14 protein-coding genes and 1 tRNA gene are annotated in these 13543 nt (G+C 65.5%); 7 read left to right on the top strand and 8 right to left on the bottom strand.

Translation table 11 applies throughout. From position 1 onward, the window contains the following. Positions 1 to 31: 31 nt before the first annotated feature. Positions 32 to 772 (top strand): type 1 glutamine amidotransferase domain-containing protein, encoded by a 741-nt coding sequence (locus AC1ROT_RS10510; protein WP_492972262.1) that lies wholly within the window; start codon positions 32 to 34, stop codon positions 770 to 772. Between the two features lie 21 nt (positions 773 to 793). On the opposite strand, the gene AC1ROT_RS10505 is transcribed toward AC1ROT_RS10510, so the two are convergent. Next, on the bottom strand, positions 794 to 2011 hold the full coding sequence (locus AC1ROT_RS10505) for an adenylate/guanylate cyclase domain-containing protein (protein WP_492998902.1): 1218 nt from the start codon (positions 2009 to 2011) through the stop codon (positions 794 to 796). Between the two features lie 106 nt (positions 2012 to 2117). Next, a complete protein-coding gene (locus AC1ROT_RS10500) occupies positions 2118 to 3167 on the bottom strand; it encodes a DUF2332 domain-containing protein (protein ID WP_492998900.1) in 1050 nt (349 codons plus the stop codon). A 97-nt stretch (positions 3168 to 3264) separates the two neighbouring features. Here AC1ROT_RS10500 and AC1ROT_RS10495 point away from each other — a divergent pair. After that, positions 3265 to 3351, top strand: a tRNA-Leu gene (locus AC1ROT_RS10495). A 6-nt stretch (positions 3352 to 3357) separates the two neighbouring features. On the opposite strand, the gene AC1ROT_RS10490 is transcribed toward AC1ROT_RS10495, so the two are convergent. Continuing rightward, positions 3358 to 3981, bottom strand: coding sequence for a hypothetical protein (locus tag AC1ROT_RS10490; RefSeq protein ID WP_492998898.1), 624 nt, complete (start codon positions 3979 to 3981; stop codon positions 3358 to 3360). A gap of 235 nt (positions 3982 to 4216) precedes the next feature. Here AC1ROT_RS10490 and AC1ROT_RS10485 point away from each other — a divergent pair, with 235 nt between their 5' ends. Then, entirely contained in the window at positions 4217 to 4888 is a 672-nt protein-coding gene (locus tag AC1ROT_RS10485; RefSeq protein ID WP_492998896.1) for a PadR family transcriptional regulator, read from the top strand. A gap of 21 nt (positions 4889 to 4909) precedes the next feature. Further along, positions 4910 to 5263: a DUF3861 domain-containing protein gene (locus AC1ROT_RS10480; RefSeq protein WP_492998894.1), complete on the top strand. Its 354-nt coding sequence runs from the start codon at positions 4910 to 4912 to the stop codon at positions 5261 to 5263. Between the two features lie 86 nt (positions 5264 to 5349). Here AC1ROT_RS10480 and AC1ROT_RS10475 read toward each other — a convergent pair whose 3' ends face one another. From AC1ROT_RS10475 to AC1ROT_RS10460, 4 genes are all read right to left on the bottom strand, one after another. After that, on the bottom strand, positions 5350 to 5919 hold the full coding sequence (locus AC1ROT_RS10475; RefSeq protein ID WP_492998892.1) for a PAS domain-containing protein: 570 nt from the start codon (positions 5917 to 5919) through the stop codon (positions 5350 to 5352). A gap of 73 nt (positions 5920 to 5992) precedes the next feature. Further along, a complete protein-coding gene (gene egtD / locus AC1ROT_RS10470; RefSeq protein WP_492998890.1) occupies positions 5993 to 7030 on the bottom strand; it encodes an L-histidine N(alpha)-methyltransferase in 1038 nt (345 codons plus the stop codon). Next, positions 7027 to 8400, bottom strand: a complete 1374-nt coding sequence (gene egtB, locus AC1ROT_RS10465) for an ergothioneine biosynthesis protein EgtB (RefSeq protein ID WP_492998888.1) — start codon at positions 8398 to 8400, stop codon at positions 7027 to 7029. The genes egtD and egtB overlap by 4 nt, the downstream gene beginning before the upstream one ends. A 301-nt stretch (positions 8401 to 8701) precedes the next feature. Further along, on the bottom strand, positions 8702 to 9334 hold the full coding sequence (locus tag AC1ROT_RS10460; RefSeq protein WP_492998886.1) for a TetR/AcrR family transcriptional regulator: 633 nt from the start codon (positions 9332 to 9334) through the stop codon (positions 8702 to 8704). A gap of 83 nt (positions 9335 to 9417) precedes the next feature. On the opposite strand from AC1ROT_RS10460, the gene AC1ROT_RS10455 reads away from it, so the two are divergent. Beyond that, on the top strand, positions 9418 to 10689 hold the full coding sequence (locus AC1ROT_RS10455) for an MFS transporter (RefSeq protein ID WP_492998884.1): 1272 nt from the start codon (positions 9418 to 9420) through the stop codon (positions 10687 to 10689). 67 nt (positions 10690 to 10756) lie between these two features. Here the strand turns inward: AC1ROT_RS10455 and AC1ROT_RS10450 are convergent, their stop codons facing one another. Next, positions 10757 to 12829 (bottom strand): thioredoxin domain-containing protein, encoded by a 2073-nt coding sequence (locus AC1ROT_RS10450; protein ID WP_492998883.1) that lies wholly within the window; start codon positions 12827 to 12829, stop codon positions 10757 to 10759. A gap of 59 nt (positions 12830 to 12888) precedes the next feature. Between AC1ROT_RS10450 and AC1ROT_RS10445 the strand changes: the two genes are divergently transcribed. Both AC1ROT_RS10445 and AC1ROT_RS10440 read left to right on the top strand, forming a co-directional pair. After that, the gene (locus tag AC1ROT_RS10445; RefSeq protein WP_492972274.1) at positions 12889 to 13155 is read left to right on the top strand and encodes a DUF6489 family protein; all 267 of its coding nucleotides are present in this window, start codon (positions 12889 to 12891) and stop codon (positions 13153 to 13155) included. A gap of 9 nt (positions 13156 to 13164) precedes the next feature. Next, positions 13165 to 13539 (top strand): (2Fe-2S) ferredoxin domain-containing protein, encoded by a 375-nt coding sequence (locus tag AC1ROT_RS10440; protein ID WP_492998881.1) that lies wholly within the window; start codon positions 13165 to 13167, stop codon positions 13537 to 13539. Positions 13540 to 13543: the final 4 nt, after the last annotated feature.

Raw genomic sequence — 13543 nt, 5'->3', positions numbered from 1 at the left:
GTCCGGACAAACCGATCAAGGGGAGAGACCGATGAGCCAGATTCCCAGCCGCCTCGCGCCGACCCAGGCCAGCACGCACATCCTGATCGTCACCACCTCGCACAGCCTGATGGACAGCGGCGACATCACCGGCGTCTGGGCCGAGGAACTGGCAACGCCCTATTACCTGTTCCGCGATGCCGGCGCGAAAGTGACGGTCGCCTCGATCAAGGGCGGGCCGGTGCCGTTCGATCCGCGCAGCATCAGCGGCAGCGAACCGCAGCCCGACAGCGTGCAGCGCCTGCTGGCCGACAAGCCGGTGATGGATGCGCTGCAGGCCACCCCGTCGATTGCCGGCCTCGACAGCCTGCTCTATGACGCGATCTTCCTGCCCGGCGGCCACGGCACCATGTGGGACCTGCCGCAGAGTCAGGCGCTGGCGCAGCGCATCACCGATCTGGATGCGCGCGGCAAGCCGATTGCCGCCGTGTGCCATGGACCAGCCGGGCTGGTGAATGTGAAACGCCGCGATGGCAGCTGGCTGGTTGCCGGCCGCAGGGTCACGGGGTTCACCAATGAAGAAGAGAAGAAGGTGGGTCTGGCGAAGGCCGTACCCTTCCTGCTGCAGGACCGGCTGGTCGAGCGCGGCGGCGATTTCGTGGCGGCCGATGATTTCCAGCCCCATGCCCTGCGCGACGGCAACCTGATCACCGGGCAGAATCCAGCCTCCAGCGAGCAGACCGCGAAGCTGATGCTGCGCGCCCTGCATGAGCGCCACGTCATGGCGGCGTAAGCAGTCTGACGCAGCCGGTCTTTATCGCAGGAGGGCCGGATCGAGCGTGAAGAGTTCGGACGGGCTTTCGACGCCGCGCAGGGCATAGCGGCCGAGCGAGACCGCTTCGTCCTTCAGGCCGCCGGCCACGCTGCGGAAGGCGGCCGAGAGAATGGCGCGCTGGTCGACCGAGCGGCTGAGGCCCGAGATGCGCGACAGCTCGTTGACAGCGGGGCCGACGACGGTGAAATCGAGGCGGTCCTCGCCGCCGAAATTGCCGTACAGCACTTCGCCCACATGCAGCGCCACCGACATATCGGTGACGGGAAGCCCGGCATTGGCGCGGCGGTTGCGCACATGGCGCAGGTCCTTCATGCAATGCTTCAGCGCGGCAAGCGCCTGCTGGCAGGCATTCTGCAGATTGCCGTCATCGCGGAAGATGGCTAGCACGCCGTCGCCGACGAATTTCAGCACCTCGCCGCCATGGGCATGGACGGCGGCCACAGCGGCGCCGGCATAGTCGTTCAGCAGCGGCATGATCAGTTCGGGCGTGACGGTGTCGACCAGGCGGGTGAAGCCGCGCAGGTCGCTGAACCACAGCGCCGCCGAAATGCGTTCGGCATCGCCGCGGCCGATGGTGCCCGACAGCACGCGGCGGGCCGCATCGCGGCCAAGATAGGTTTCCGCCAGCGTCTCGGCGATGCGGCGCACGCTGGCCGAACGGACGGCAGCGGCCGCGAAAGGTATCAGCGCATTCAGCGTCTCGATCTGCCGATCGCTGAAGCCTTCGCCATGGGCGGTGGTCCAAGAGGCATAGATGCTGTCCAGCTGGCCGATGATCGCCTTCTGGCCGAAGCGCGTCATGGTCACCAGGTAATCGGTATAACCCTCGCCGGCCAGTTCGGTGATGATCGGGAAGCGATGCTCGCCGTTGAGGCCGATCATGCGCACCCGCAGATGCGGCTCGCCGCTTTCCTCCAGATGGTAGAACGGGCTGGCGCGCCATTTCTGCTCGCCCTCGGCGGAGATCGAGCGGCCGAACTCATGCAGCGCCACCTGCTCCTGCTCCTGGTGCCAGGAGAAGATGCGGCCGGCCAGCACCGGATGCAGGGTATCGGCGCCGAGCAGGGCGCGCTTGATGGGAATGCCGGCATCGTTCAGGCCGGCGCAGAACTGGCCGAGGATTTCGCCCTCGTCCAGGCCGTTCAGCGAAGCATCGGCGATCGAGCGGGCAAGGCGGGTAAAAACGAGCGGATCCATGGCCGCAAGATAGGGCGGGGATTGCCGAAAAACGACTGTCGTGTCTGGGTTTTTTTCCTGCAGCCGGCAGTTGCCCGGACGCCGGTGATTGCAACAGCAATCACCCCTATGGCTCGGCCAGCCAGCGGATCCAGCGGCCGTGATAATCCCCCTCGGCCAGGCGATGGGTCTTGCCGCCCGGTTTGTTGCCGGGCCACAGCGTCAGGGTCAGGTCGGCGCCATCGCGGGCCAGGCCGGGTTCGAGGCGCAGCCAGGCCAGCGGGGCATCGGCCGTGGCCGTCGCGCCGGCAGTTTGCATCAGGGCCGTGATGCGCTGCTGCTCCGCTGCGCCGATATATTGCCAGACGATGGAATGGTAGAGCACGAAGACGGCGCCGGGCCGGCGCTGCTGCAGTTCGCGGGCGACGAAAGCGGCGGCCGCGACCCGTTCGACTGCGACACTCTGTCGCCGTGCATGGTCGAGCGCGGCGTGCACCCGCTCCAGCCGCTGCGGCTGGTCGGCCCAGATATAGGACAGCAGGCGCTGGCAGTGCTCGGGATTCGCAGCCGTCAGCGGCGCGATGTCGCAGCCGGCGCGGTCCAGCACCTTCGGCATCGCAGAGGGCGGCGCGACGCCCTGCCAGTCGGCGCGCAGCCGTAACGGCGCAGTGGACGGGTCGCCATGCCGCCAGTCGGCAAAATCATAGGCATAGGCATCCCAGCTCAGGTTCAGCCCGGTGCTGGCGCCGATCTCGCGGCATTGCAGGGCGAGATGCGGAAAGCTTGCGGCGATCTGGCGGAAGCCGCCGAGCAGCACGGCCGAGCGCTGCGGGTCGTTGGTCTGTGGCGGACTTTGCAGATACTGCGTTAACAGCGCGTGGTGGCGGGTCAGGGCGGCGCTCAGCGTGGCGCCATCGATGCTGCGCGCGGCATAGGCCGCCCCCAAATCCGGATCGCCTTGCAGCACCGCGCGATGCAGCGCGCCGGCCACGCGCAGGGCCAGGGCATCGGCCCTCGGCTGGCCCGTCCAGGACAGGATGTCTGCGGCCCAGCCGGGCGCGGCAGTCAGCAGTGTGCCGATACCATCCAGCACTGTGCCGGTAAAGGGCGAACCGAGCGCGCGGCAATAGCCGCCCTGCTCGTGGAAATGCGCGATAATGGGTTCAGGATCGGCCATGGGGCATTGTGTTTATGCACCGCCCGTCCTGTCCAGCACGGGATTGCAGCGGGACAATTGACCCGCGGGGCTGCCGCCGCGTAGAGAGAAGACGCCTGCCCGCTTGGCGGAATTGGTAGACGCACGGGACTTAAAATCCCGAGGCCGCAAGGCCGTGCCGGTTCGAGTCCGGCAGCGGGCACCACCTGACTCACATCGGCGGCACCAGGCCGTCGCGACCCACGGTGATGCGTTCGGCGCTGTAAGCGCCATCGGCGGTCTTCACTGCCTGCACCAGCACATGATTGCCGGGTTTGACCAGGCTGCGGTCGCCGGGTGCAAAGGCCACCACCGGCACGCTGTCGGGCACCAGCACCTGCTTGTCGCCGCCGGGATAGGTGAGCGTCAGCATGCGGCCGCGCGCATCGGCTTTGGCCGCCACCACGGTGCTGACGGTGGCATTGGTCATGGTGTTGCCGCCTGCATTGCCACTGGGGCTGCCGCCATCCCACGGGCGATGGCCTTCACCGCTGCCGCGTTGCGCCTCTGTGAAGATATGCACCTCCAGCGCCACTAGGCTGCCATCGGGCTGCGGCATGGCTGCGGTGCCGATATAGCTGTTCGGCTTTATCGCATCGAGGGAGGCCGGCACCAGCGCGGTGACCGTCGCAGTCGGGCTGAGCGTGAGCCTGACTTTCTCGCCCTCGCGTGTGGTGAGACCGAGCGTCTGGCCATCGACACTGTCGATGCTGGCGCGCAGGCGGCGCGGGGCTTCCTGAGCGGATGCGGCAACGGCAAACAGTGCGGCCGCCAGAAGGGTGAGCAGGGTTTTCATGGGGAATCTCTGGCCTGGGCCGATGAGGAGGTAGGGCTGTCATCAGTCTGCGCGGACCCGGCGCTGCCGCAACACACATTGGCTTGAAAGCGGCGCAGAGGCGGCTCGGGCGCGGAAACGTGATCGCCGGCACAACGGCCTGTGGACAATTCCCCTTGACCTTGGATATCGCAAACTATATCTTACGATACGTCTAAGGACACAACGAAAGACCTAACGAATGAGTGAATATATCATGCATCCCCACATTATCAATGCTTTACGCGAACATCGCGCCATGCACCGCGGCGGTCGCCGCAGCCATTTCCGTGGCAAACTGGCCGCCGCGCTGTTCAGCTCCGGCGACGACAGCCTGGGCGGTCATGGCTTCCGCGCCAGCCGCGTGGTCAACGCGGCCGATCTTCAGCTGCTGATCCTGGTGCTGCTGGAAGAGCACCCGCGCCACGGCTACGAGATCATCAAGGCGCTGGAGGAACACACTTCGGGCTTCTATGCCCCGAGCCCGGGCGTGATCTATCCGGCGCTGACCTATCTGGAAGAAATCGGGCATACCAGCGTGGCGGCGGATGGCGCCAAGAAGCTGTACAGCCTGACCCAGGCCGGCCGCGACTATCTGGCCGAGAACCGCGTCAATGCCGACACCATGATGGCGCAGCTGGCCAAGATCGGCGAGCGCATTGCGCGGGCCAAGAGTTTCTTCCGCGGCGGCAGTGAAACGCCGGACGACGATGATGCCGGCTATGGCCGACGCGGGCGTCATGGTGGCGGCGATCCGTCCTCGTCGATGAAGGCCGCGCGCCACAATCTGCGCGCCGCGCTGCATGAGAAGGACGACGCCTCGCCCGAGGAACAGCGCCGCATCATCGACATCCTGGTGCGCACGGCAAAAGAAATCCGTGGCCAGTAATCACAACAAGCGGGGGTATGGATGGGCAGCATCAGAACCAGCGATATCGCCTGGAAAGGGCATGTCATGAAGGGTCATCGTTACCGCGTTACCATCGAGCATGTCGGCACGCCGCGCGAAGGCACGGAGCGCCAGCCGGCCCTGATCTTCGAGACCATCAATCACGATGAGATCATCGGCATCGTCGAACGCATCCGCGCCAGCGGGCATTACGCCGAGGACGAGGCGGCCTCGCTCGGCATCGGTCTGAAGCTGTTTGCCGAAGTGATGCTGAAGCGCCGTGACGACCCGCTGTTCGCCGAGCTGCGTCCCGCGATCCGCGCTTTCATCGGCGGTTTGAAGGATCGCAATCGTAGTGCTGCGGCACCAGTATAGGGTCAGGCGCGGCAGCCGGGGGCGCCGCGTGTGCAATCGCTCGCACACCGCAGCGCCGCCACAGCGCCCCCCACGGTCTGTCCGCTTTAGTCGGCTGCCTCGGGCATGTCCCACAGTTCGACCGGCCGATATGGCAGGCTGATGCCCAGCAGCGTATCGGTGTTGATGCCGTCGAAAGCCAGCGGCAGCATCAGGTTCTCGCTTTCGCGCCAGCCATTGAAATCGAGAGCATCGTCTTCCACCGGGATCGGGCCGCGGCGCCAGGTCGGCACGCCATCGCGCGCCGTGGTGATCAGGCGCAGGCGGTTGGCGGCCCAGGCCAGCGGCCGGGCTTCGTCATACCAGCGGTTGGTGAGATCCTGTCCGATGGCGGTGACAAAGGCGCAGCCCGCCATGCGATAACGGAAGCGCCAGGACGGACTGCGCTGCACATCCAGCATCCAGCAATAGGGCAGCAACTCGCCGAGCAGGCTGCGGTCGATGACATTGCGGGACGGCACATGGCCGTCAGGGGTGCAGAGCCGCAGCCAGTGGCACAGCAGCTCGCGCACCTGCGGATGCCAGCCCTGGCCGCGATCGGCCGCGCGCACCACATGCCAGCCATCTCCGAGGAGGGCCGGCGACGATGTGAAATGTGCGGGGGGCGGCAAAATCATGGCCGCACCCTAGACAGCTTCGCACCCGCCGTAGCGTTACTTTCCGATTACGTTATGCGGGCCGGATCATTTGTCACGGCAGCATCAGCCAGTGCAGGCTGAACAGCTCGTTCTCGTCGGTCCAGGCCGCACCGGGCAGGAAACCGGCTTTTTCTGCCAGCTGACGGAAACCGGCCACCGTGTATTTGTAGGAGTTTTCCGTGTGAATGGACTCGCCGGCCGCAAAGCTGTAGCGCTGGCCGCCGATCTGCACGCTTTGCGCCCGCGCGCTGACCAGATGCATCTCGATGCGATGCAGATGCGGCTGGTAGAAGGCGTAATGGTGGAACGCGTCGAGGTCGAAATCGGCGCCCAGTTCGGCATTGGCCCGGCGCAGCAGATTGAGGTTGAAAGCCGCCGTGATGCCCTGGCTGTCATTATAGGCCGCATGCAGCAGCGCCGGATCCTTCACCAGATCGACGCCGATCAGCAGGCTGGCGCCCGAGGGCCCGGCCTGTTCCGACTCACCCCGGGCGTTGCCCAGCATGCTGGCGGCGTTGCGCAGAAAGCGCAGCGCTTCTTCCGGCGTGAAATTGCCGATGGTCGAGCCGGGGAAAAAGCCGACCCGGCTCTGGGCGAATTTCTCGCGCCTGGGCAGTGGCAGCGTCTGCATGAAATCGCCCACCACCGGCCGCACGGCCAGACCGGGGTAATCCTTGGCCAGGGATGCCGCAGCGCTGCTCAGATGCTCGCCCGAGATATCGATGGGCAGATAGGCGCGCGGCGTCTTCAGCGCATCGAGCACCAGGCGGACTTTGTCCAACGCGCCTGCGCCGAACTCCACGAGTTCTGCATCGGGGCCGATGATGGCGGCGATCTCGCTGGCATTGTCGCGTAGCATCTGCATCTCGGTGCGGGTCGGATAATATTCCGGCAGCGTGCAGATCTGCTCGAACAGTTCCGAGCCGCGGCGGTCGTAGAAGTATTTCGCCGGCACCGCCTTGGGCCAGCCGGCCAGGCCCTTGTGCATGTCGCGCGCGAAGTCGGACTCCTGGTCCGGGCTGCGGACGACCTGGGGTTTGAAGCCGCGATTGCGCGGCCGTTCGAAATTGAGGACGGCAATGTTACTCATAGATCCTCCGCGAGACGGATGCCGGAAAACTGCCAGCGCGCGGCCGGCGGGAAGAAGTTGCGATAACTGGTGCGGATATGGCCGGGCGGCGTGACGCAGGAACCGCCGCGCAGCACCTGCTGGCCAATCATGAATTTGCCGTTGTATTCGCCCACGGCGCCGGCGGCCGGGCGGAAGCCCGGATAGGGCTCGTAGGCCGAGCGCGTCCATTCCCAGACCTCGCCCAGCATCTGCAGCTCGCCTGACAATCCATGGCAGGGCCGCGGATGCGGATGGGCGCGGTCGAGGAATCCGCCGCTGGTGCTGCGTTTGCCAGACGCGGCCGCATGTTCCCATTCGGCTTCGGTGGGCAGGCGTTTGCCGGCCCATTCGGCAAAGGCGGCGGCCTCGTAGAACGAGACATGGCAGACCGGCTCAGCCGGATCGAGCGCGCGGCGGCCCTGCAGGGTGAATATCTGCCAGGTCTCCTTGCGCGCATCCTGCAGCCAGTAGGCGGGCGCCTGCCAGCCCGCGGTCTGCACGGTGGCCCAGCCATCCGACAGCCACAGCTCCGGCCGCGCATAACCGCCATCGGCGATGAAATCGAGATACTCGCCGCAGGTGACAGGGCGGTTGGCGATGCGATAGGGCTGCAGCAGCGCGCGATGGCGCGGCGCTTCGTTGTCGAAGGCGAAGCCATGACCGTCATGGCCGATCTCGACAATGCCGCCGGCAAAGGCGGTGAAGCCCATTGGCGCCGCCGGCTCGCGTGTCTGGCTGTGCGGCGGCACATAGGCCGGCGCGAATGGATGCCGTGAGAAGGCATGCTTGATATCGGTGAGCAACAGTTCCTGATGCTGCTGTTCATGGGCGAGGCCGAGCGCCACCAGCGGCGCGATGCGGGCCAGCGTGTCGTCGTCGGCGCGGCCGATCAGTTCAACCATCGCGGCATCCACATAGCGGCGATACTGCGTGATGGCTTCGGCCGGCGGCCGGCTCAGGATGCCGCGCTCGGGCCGCGGATGGCGCTCGCCGACCTGCTCGTAATAGGAATTGAACATGTAATTGAAGTGTTCGTCGAAAACGCAGTAGCCGGGCTGATAGGGCTGCAGCAGGAAGGTCTCAAAAAACCAGGTGACATGGGCGCGATGCCATTTGGTCGGGCTGGCATCGGCCATCGACTGGATCGACTGGTCTTCCGGTGACAGCGGCTCGGCCAGTTTTTCGGTCAGGTCGCGCACCGCGGCATAGCCCCGCAGCAGGCCGTCGCGCGCATCGAGGCTGCGCATCTCCGCTGATGCGACAGGGCTTTCGGTTTCATAGATATCGGAGATATCCGACGGCGGCACACCGGCGGTATCGCCCTTGTCCAGGGCAAAAGTCTCACTCATCTCTGCGATACTCCCCGGCCTCGGCCTGCCTTGACGCGGTGGCCCTCGCTGGCGGACAGGGAAACGGCCTGTCGGCACCGAGGTTCCGCGTTGCGTTAACGTTTGTCGGACCGTCTGGGCCGGCACGCCGGCCTCTATCAGATAGGGCGAGTGTAGGCCCAAACCATGACAGCCGATGTCAGGATTGCGTGTTTGTGGCCGATGGCACGGCGTGATTTTCCCGGTCTTTCGGGATGCGGGGCCGCGTTTCCGGTCGCGCTGTGATTTCCGTCACCTTACCGCCAGCGGGAAAGGCACGGTCTCAGCCGCGCAAATGGCTGTCGATCAGCCGGTCGGCTGCATCGGCGAGCGCCCGGGCCGGGCCGCCGCCCTGGCGGAAAATCTGGCCGCTGACATAGGCGCCCTCGATCAGCAGCATCAGGCTGTCGCCCAGCAGCTTGGGATCATCGGCGCCCATATCGGCGGCAAGCTCGGCAAGTTTCAGCCGTAGCTGCTGCTTGTGGCCCTCCGAAACCAGGCGGGCGGGATGATTGCTGTCGGGGTATTCCACCGCCGTGTTCGACAGGCCACAGCCGCGATAATCCGGGCCGCCGGCGCGTTCGCCCAGGCTGCGCAGGTAGTTGAACAGGCCTTCGCGCGGATTATCGGCGCCAGCCTTGGCCAGGTGGGCAGCAAACCGCTGCCAGAATTCGGCGTCGTAATCGCGCAGGTAAGCCGCCGCCAGTTCATCCTTGGAGGGAAAGGCGCGATACAGGCTCGGCTTGGTGACGCCGGCCTTGGTGACGATCTCGTCCACGCCGATGGCGCGGATGCCGGCGCGGTAGAACAGCTCGCGCGCCGTGCGGCGGATCTTATCGGCCGCGCGCGGGCGCGCCGGCGCAGCAGCCTGGCCGGCGGTATCGGGGGTGGGATCGACCTGGGATTTCCGGGTCACGGCAGCAGGTTCCTTATCGGGACTTGACGATGTAACCGATCGGTACGTATATAGACGCATCGCAACACGTACCGGTTAGTCACATGAGCCTAGCACGCCCCGCCCTTCTTGGCCAGAAATATGCGTTTGTCGTCGTGGCCATCATTTTCGTCTGTCTGCTGGTCGCCGCCGGCCTGCGCTCCACCCCCAGCGTGCTGCTGGTGCCGTGGGAGCAATCCTTCGGCTGGAGCCGTGACACCACCTCGCTGGCGGCCGCCATCGGCATCTTCCTCTACGGGCTGGTCGGGCCCTTTGCTGCCGCCCTGATGCAGAGCTTCGGCATTCGCCGCACCCTGATCACCGCCCTGGTGCTGATGGCGGCCTCGACCGCGCTGTCCACCCTGATGACCGAACGCTGGCATCTGATCGCCAGCTGGGGCGTGCTGACCGGCCTGGGCTCCGGCGCCGTCGCCCTGGTTATGGGCGCGACGATCACCAACCGCTGGTTCGTCACCAACCGTGGCCTCGTCATGGGTCTGCTGACCGCCAGCACCGCCACCGGCACGCTGATCTTCATTCCGGTGCTGACCGCGATTGCCGATGCCGGCGGCTGGTCCGCCGTGGTGTGGACGGTGGCGATTGCCTGCGCCGCCCTGATCCCGCTGGCTTGGTGGCTGCTGCCCGAACGCCCGGCCGATATCGGCCTGCTGCCCTATGGCGCCACCGAGGCGCCCGCCGCAGCCGGCCCGGCGCAGAACCCGCTGGTCTTCGCCGTCTCAGCACTCGGCCGCGCCTCGAAGAAGCGCGACTTCTGGTTCCTATTCCTGACCTTCTGGATCTGCGGCTTCACCACCAACGGCCTGGTCGGCACCCATATGCTGTCCTTCTGCGGCGATATGGGCATCGCCGCGACGAGTGCGGCCGGCGTGCTGGCGCTGATGGGCTTCTTCGATCTGTTCGGCACGACGGCGTCGGGCTGGCTCACCGACCGCTACGATCCGCGCAAGCTGCTGTTCATGTATTACGGCCTGCGCGGGCTGTCGCTGATCTACCTGCCCTATACCGATTTCTCGATGGTCAGCCTGTCGATCTTCGCCGTGTTCTATGGCCTCGACTGGATCGCCACTGTGCCGCCGACCGTGAAGCTGGCGGTGGAGGCCTTCGGCGAGCGCGACGGTCCGGTGGTGTTCGGCTGGATCGCCGCCGGGCATCAGCTGGGCGCGGCGAGTGCGGCCTTCTTCGCCGGCTACATGCGGGTGCAGCAGGGCGACTACCTGCAGGCCTTCATCATCGCCGGCATGACCGGCGTGGTGGCTGCCGTGGTCTCGCTGCTGATCCGCGGCAAGAAAAAAGAGATGATGCTGGCGGCCGCATAACGCACCACCTCTTTCGTCATCCCCGCGAAAGCGGGGATCCAGTGCGGCGGGAGCGACGATATGAGGCTTACACTGCCCTGGTCGCCTTCAGCGAGGCGGCCAGTTCCGCCGGCGTCGTGACCGGCAGGCCGCAGGTCGGGCCGAGACAGACATAGGCCGTCGGCTTGCCATCGATCTGCGTCTTGCCGGTGGCCGGATGGGTTTCGGGCAGTGTCGCATCGGGCGCCGTCACCATCACCACGCGGTTGGGCACCGAGACGCGATAGGCCGCATCGACCAGCGCTTCCGTCGCCGCATCGCCGCGTTTGCCGATGATCGCCACCTGCACGGCATTGCCGAAGAAGTCGGCATTGTTGAGGAAGCTGCCCATCGGGAAGAAGTTGCGGCCCACATCGGGCGAGAAGGCATCCATCAGCAGCTGCGCCCGCTCGCGCCAGACCAGTTCACCGGTCAGGTACCACAGCCGCGCAAATACGCCGAGCAGCGTGCCGTTGCCGGCCGGCGTGGCATTATCGGCCGCATGGCGCGTGCGTGCGATCAGATCCTCGGCATCCTTCGAGGTGAGAAAATAGCCGCCGTTGACGCTGTCGCTATAGTCGCTCTCGACCACTTCGGCCCAGCGCCTGGCCTGCGCCAGGTAATCCGGATTGCCGGTCGCCTCGAACAGGCTGAGCGCCGCGCTCATCATGTTGGCGTAATCGTCCAGCAGGCCCGGCGCGACCAGAATATCGGTGCGCCAGCTGTGGCCAAGACGATGCTCGCCGAAGGCCATGGTGGAGGCGATGAAGCCGTAAGCGCGTTCGGCGGCCGCCAGCCATTCGGGCTTGGCATACTGGCGTGACAGCGTGGCCAGGCTTGCGATCATCAGGCCGTTCCAGTCGGCCAGCACCTTGTCGTCCCAGCCCGGCTTGATGCGCGTCTCGCGCGCGGCAAAGAGCTTTTCACGGGCGGTCTTCAGTTTTTTCTCGCTTGCCTCGTCCTTCAGGTCGGGCTCCAGCGAGCGGCGCAGGATGGTCTTGTGTTCCCAGTTGCCGTCCTCGGTCACGTCATAGGCGGCACAGAACTCGCCGGCATAGGGGCCGAGCACCGTCTCGATCTCGCCCATATGCCAGACGTAGAACTTGCCTTCCTCGCCTTCCGAATCCGCATCCTGTGTCGCCGCGAAGGCGCCGCCGTCTGCAATCATTTCCCGTAAGAGCCAGCCGACGGTTTCCTCGATGCGCTGGCGCAGCATCGGATCGTTGGTCTCGGCTTCCACCATGGCCATGTGGGACAGAAGCTGCGCATTGTCGTAGAGCATCTTCTCGAAATGCGGCGCCAGCCATTCAGCATCGGTGGAGTAGCGCGCGAAGCCGCCGCCGAGATGATCGTAGATGCCGCCCTGGGCCATGCGGGTGATGGTGTTGACCACGGCAACGGAATAATCGGCGATGCCGGTGCGCAGGTAGCCGCGCCACAACAGATCGAACAGGCCGGTCTGCGGGAATTTCGGCGCTGAGCCGATGCCGCCCTGTTCGGGGTCGACATGGCCGAGCACCTGTCCCACCACCTGGTCGAGCACCTCGTTGCTCAAGGGCAGGCGGTCGCGGCTCTGCGGCTTGGCCATGTTGCGCAGCGCGCCGACCAGCATCTTGGTATTCTGGGCGATGGCGTCGCGTTTTTCGTGATAGGCCTCGGAGATCTTGTTCAGCACCTCGACGAAGCCGGGACGACCGAAGCGCGGCTCGGGCGGAAAATATGTGCCGCCCCAGAAGGGCTCGCCCTTGGGCGTAAGGAACATGGTCAGCGGCCAGCCGCCCTGTTCGCCCAGCACCTGCAGGGCATTCATGTAGAGCGTGTCGATATCGGGCCGTTCCTCGCGGTCGACCTTGATGTTGACGAACAGCGTGTTCATCACCCCGGCGATCTCGGGGTTTTCAAAGCTTTCATGGGCCATGACATGGCACCAGTGGCAGGCGGCATAGCCGATGCTGAGCAGGATCGGCTTGTCGGCGGCCTGGGCGGCGGCCAGCGCCTCGGGGCCCCAGATCTGCCAGTGCACGGGGTTGTCGCGATGCTGCTGCAGATAGGGCGAGGCGGCCTTGTCCAGATTGTTGCGCGCCATATCGCTCTTGATCCCTGACAACGGGTCGGTGGCCATGCTAGGTATTTGTCCTGCTTCTCAATTTAGGCATTTCCATCCAGCAGTATGGTGCAGCGATGAAGGTCACTGTCAATGTTGATTGCACGCCGGAAGAGGCCCGCGCCTTTCTCGGCCTGCCCGATGTGCAGCCCATCCAGGAGGCCGTTATGGCCCAGATGCAGGAGCGCATGCTGAATTCCCTGAAATCCATGGATCCCGAGGTGCTGCTCAAGACCTGGGGCCCGATGGGGGTGCAGAATTTCGAGCAGATGCAGAAATTCTTTTTCAGCCAGTTCCAGAACCCGCTGGGCGGGGGCGGCACCAGCGCGGACAAGAAGAAGTAGGTCGCCGCCATGACCCGTCTGCCCGGCGATCCGGCCGATTTCTACCAGGCCCATATCTTCGTCTGCACCAACGAGCGGCCGGAAAACCATCCGCGCGGGTCCTGCGCCCGCAAGGGTGCCGAGAAGCTGCGCAACTACATGAAGACCCGCGCCAAGGAGATGGGGCTCGGCCTGGGACAGGGCGTGCGCGTCAACAATGCCGGTTGCCTGGAGCGCTGCGAACTCGGCCCGACGCTGGTGATCTATCCCGACGGGGTCTGGTACCGCGCCGAGACCTTTGCCGATATCGACGAGATCCTGGACGTGCATGTGAAACAGGGCGGCCGGGTGCAGCGGCTGCTGCTCAAACCCGAAGACGGCCCGGATCATTCCGCGAAGAAGTGATGGA

It is taken from the genome of Ferrovibrio sp. GW821-FHT12E11 (assembly GCF_058806975.1).
This window is presented reverse-complemented; position numbering and strand designations above follow the sequence as displayed.